Source organism: Rhodococcus sp. R1101 (genome assembly GCF_000278445.1).
Classification (GTDB): Bacteria; Actinomycetota; Actinomycetes; order Mycobacteriales; family Mycobacteriaceae; genus Rhodococcus; species Rhodococcus gordoniae.
In genome coordinates, this window is sequence record NZ_AJVB01000453.1 from 1 (window position 1) to 3,198 (window position 3,198).

At 67.3% G+C, this 3,198-nt stretch carries 3 protein-coding genes and 1 pseudogene; 3 read left to right on the forward strand and 1 reads right to left on the reverse strand.

Annotated elements, in window-relative coordinates:
- Together R1101_RS27640 and msrB are read left to right on the forward strand one after the other, a co-directional pair.
- Positions 1–1,198: glycosyltransferase family 87 protein (locus R1101_RS27640; protein ID WP_016935033.1), on the forward strand; the 1,198-nt coding region annotated here is incomplete at its 5' end.
- 57 nt (positions 1,199–1,255) lie between these two features.
- Complete coding sequence (msrB, locus tag R1101_RS0119710) at positions 1,256–1,684, forward strand: peptide-methionine (R)-S-oxide reductase MsrB (protein WP_037224217.1); 429 nt, start codon at positions 1,256–1,258, stop codon at positions 1,682–1,684.
- Here msrB and R1101_RS0119715 read toward each other — a convergent pair.
- A complete protein-coding gene (locus R1101_RS0119715) occupies positions 1,647–2,372 on the reverse strand; it encodes an HAD family hydrolase (RefSeq protein WP_016935035.1) in 726 nt (241 codons plus the stop codon). The two genes, msrB and R1101_RS0119715, sit on opposite strands and share 38 nt — an antisense overlap.
- Positions 2,373–2,476: 104 nt before the next feature.
- On the opposite strand from R1101_RS0119715, the pseudogene R1101_RS27645 reads away from it, so the two are divergent.
- Positions 2,477–3,198: pseudogene (locus R1101_RS27645) on the forward strand (lactate/malate family dehydrogenase); the annotation flags it as partial.

Genomic DNA, 3,198 nt, shown 5'->3' on the forward strand with positions numbered 1-3,198 from the left:
GACCGCCGAGGTGGTCAAGGCTGTGGTGTGGCCCCTCGCCGTCCTGACGGTTCTGCACCGGGTCGTGATCAAAGCGGTCAACGGGTTTCGAACGGACGACTTCACCCCGGTCTACAACGCGGCGCTGGCCTTCCTCAACCGTCGGCCCGTGTACACCGCCGAGTTCCAGTGGGTCGACCCCCACTATCTCTACCCACCTTCCGGGACCCTGCTGATCGCACCGATCGCGGTGATCGACCCGGAACGGTCTCGGTGGCTGTTCATCCTGGCCAATGCGATCGCGATCCTCATCGCGCTGTACCTGCTGCTGCGTATGTTCGGTCTGCGGCTCGATTCGCCGATCGCGCCGGTGCTGGTCTTCGCCGCGTTTGCGTCCGAGACCGTGACCAACACACTCGTCTTCACGAACATCAACGGTCTCGTCCTCCTCGGCGAGATCGCGTTCTTGACACTGCTGCTCAAACGGCGTGACCTATGGGCCGGAGCCGCGCTCGGCCTGACCTTCGCCGTCAAACCGATCCTGGCGCCCCTGTTGTTGTTGCCGCTCGTCCGCGGGCAGTGGAAGGTCTTCGTCACCGCTGCCGCCGTCCCGATCGCGTTGACGATCATCGCCTGGCCCCTGTCGGTCGACGCCTGGCAGTTCGTCGAGCACACCGTGCCCTATCTGCTCGAGTCCCGCGACTACTTCAACAGCGCGATCGTCGGCAACGGCATGTACTACGGGCTTCCGGGGTGGCTGATCCTCGGTCTGCGGGCGGTGCTCGCGGTGATGGTGGCGGTCTCGGTGTGGCTGCTCTACCGCTACTACCGTCACGACGAGGTGTTCTTCGTGTGCACCGCCGGCGGTGTGCTGCTCGCGGCGTCGTTCCTGCTCGGGTCGCTCGGGCAGATGTACTACTCGATGATGCTGTTCCCGCTGCTGATGACGGTGCTGCTGCCGAACTCCGTGATGCGGAACTGGCCCGCCTGGCTCGCCGTCTACGGTTTCCTGAGCTACGACTCGTGGCTGTCGAACCGGTGGGTGGAGGCCGGACGGGCAGCGGAGTACATGAAAACCACCTTCGGGTGGTCGCTGCTGCTCATCGTGGTGTTCGCCGTCCTGGTCGACCGGTACCTCGCGGCGAAGCGCGAAGGACGCCTGGCGGACGGCATCGAACCGTCGCACCTGCTCGAGGAGAAGCAACCGGCCCGCACGTGATCCGTCCGTTCCGGTGCAGACGTGACGGGCGCCCCGGCCGCGGTTAGCGTGGAGATCATGACGTCTGCTCCTCGATCCGAACCCGCACCCAAGGTCGTCCACAGCGACGAGGAATGGCGCGCGAAACTCACTCCCGCCGAATTCGCCGTGCTACGGCAGGCCGGCACCGAACGTCCCTTCGTCGGCGAGTACACCGACACCGACACCGAGGGCGTCTACGAATGCCGGGCGTGCGGTGCCGAACTGTTCCGCAGCACCGAGAAGTTCCACTCGCACTGCGGGTGGCCGTCGTTCTTCGATCCCACCGACTCCGACGCCGTGATCCTGCGCGAGGACGACTCGCTGGGGATGCGGCGTGTCGAGGTGGTGTGCGCGACGTGCCACAGCCATCTCGGGCACGTCTTCGAGGGCGAGGGCTACCCGACGCCCACCGACAAGCGGTACTGCATCAACTCGATCTCCCTGCGCCTGGTTCCGTCGGAGTGATCCCGGCCGCGGCCAGCGCGGTCCACAGCGCGTCGTGCCGCTCGGCGGTCGGTGACGGTTCGACGAGTTCGAACGCACATCCGATCGACCGTGCGGCCCCGTCCGCCTTTTCGCTGTCGCCGATCATCAGCGTGCGCCGCGGGTCGACGCCCAGTGCGTCGACGGCGTAACGGAAGATCTCCGGTTCGGGTTTGACGGCGCCCACCTCGAAGGACAACGCGAACACCGACACGAGGTCGTCGATGCCGAGCCGCGCGAAAGCGGGCCGCAGGTCGAACGCGATATTGCTCACCACGCCCACGGCGATCCCGTCACCGGTGAGCGCCTCGATCACGGGGACCGTGTCGGGATAGACCGTCCAGCAATCGGGGTCGGTCACCTTCCGGTACAGCGCCTGTGCCTGTTCGGGATCGGCGACTCCCGACTTCCTCAGCACCGTCAGATAGGCCTCGCGGTGCCAACGGGGTTCGCGGTCGCGATTGGTCCAGGCGTGGTGCTCGTCGGCGTCCATCTCGACGGGCTGGCCGGTGGGCGCGGTCAACCGCCGCATGAGTTCGGCCTGCCGGTGCACGTCGAAGGGTTCGCCCGCGTCGTCGGTGACGTCGGCGAGCCAGCTCTCGTCCTCCTCGAGCCGGAACAACGTGCCGGAGAAGTCGAACAGGACGGCGTCGAAAGGTGTCGTGGCCATGCAGTCGAGGCTAGAGCCCGCACCGCCCGTCGGTCGGGCAACTGCCGCGTCCCGTGCCGGCCGCTCCGCTCGCGTTCGTCCGTCCGGTGGGCGAGAATCTGTCCATGGCCGCGACTCGCACGAGTGCCGGAAACAGTACGAAACTGTCCGTCGTCGGTGCCGGCAGCGTCGGTACCGCAGTGGCCTACGCATGTCTGCTGCGGGGGTCCGGCCGACGCGATCGCGTTGTTCGACACGAATCCCGCGAAGGTGCGCGCCGAGGTCCTCGACCTGAACCACGGAACCCAGTTCGCGCCGTCGTGCCGGATCGAGGGCGGCGACGACGTCGCGGTCACCGCCGGTTCGGATCTGATCGTCGTCACGGCGGGCGCCAAGCAGCATCCCGGCCAGTCGCGCCTCGAGCTCGCCGCGGCGAACGTCGCGCTGGCACGGGATCTGACGCCCCGCCTGCTGTCCGTCTCCCCCGACGCGGTGATCGTGTTCGTCAGCAATCCCGTCGACATCGTGACCCGTGCCGCGGTCGCGGCGACCGGAATCACGGACGGTCGGATCTTCGGATCGGGAACGGTGCTCGATTCCGGTCGGCTGCGGTACCTGCTCGCGCACCGCGCCGATGTGGCCGTCGAGAACGTCCACGCGTTCGTCGTCGGGGAGCACGGCGACTCGGAGGTCGCTCTGTGGTCCGGTGCGACGATCGGCGGCGTGCCGGTGGACTCCTTCACCGTCGACGGACGACCGGTCTTCGGTGCCGACACCCGCGCCGAACTCTTCGACGAGGTGGTACGCAGCGCCTACGAGATCATCCGCGGCAAGGGTGCCACGAATC

Bases quoted from the DNA above. Each gene is read 5' to 3' on its own strand.
- R1101_RS0119715 (WP_016935035.1), bottom strand. From the start codon at position 2,372: ATGGCCACGACACCTTTCGACGCCGTCCTGTTCGACTTCTCCGGCACG.
- msrB (WP_037224217.1), top strand. From the start codon at position 1,256: ATGACGTCTGCTCCTCGATCCGAACCCGCACCCAAGGTCGTCCACAGC.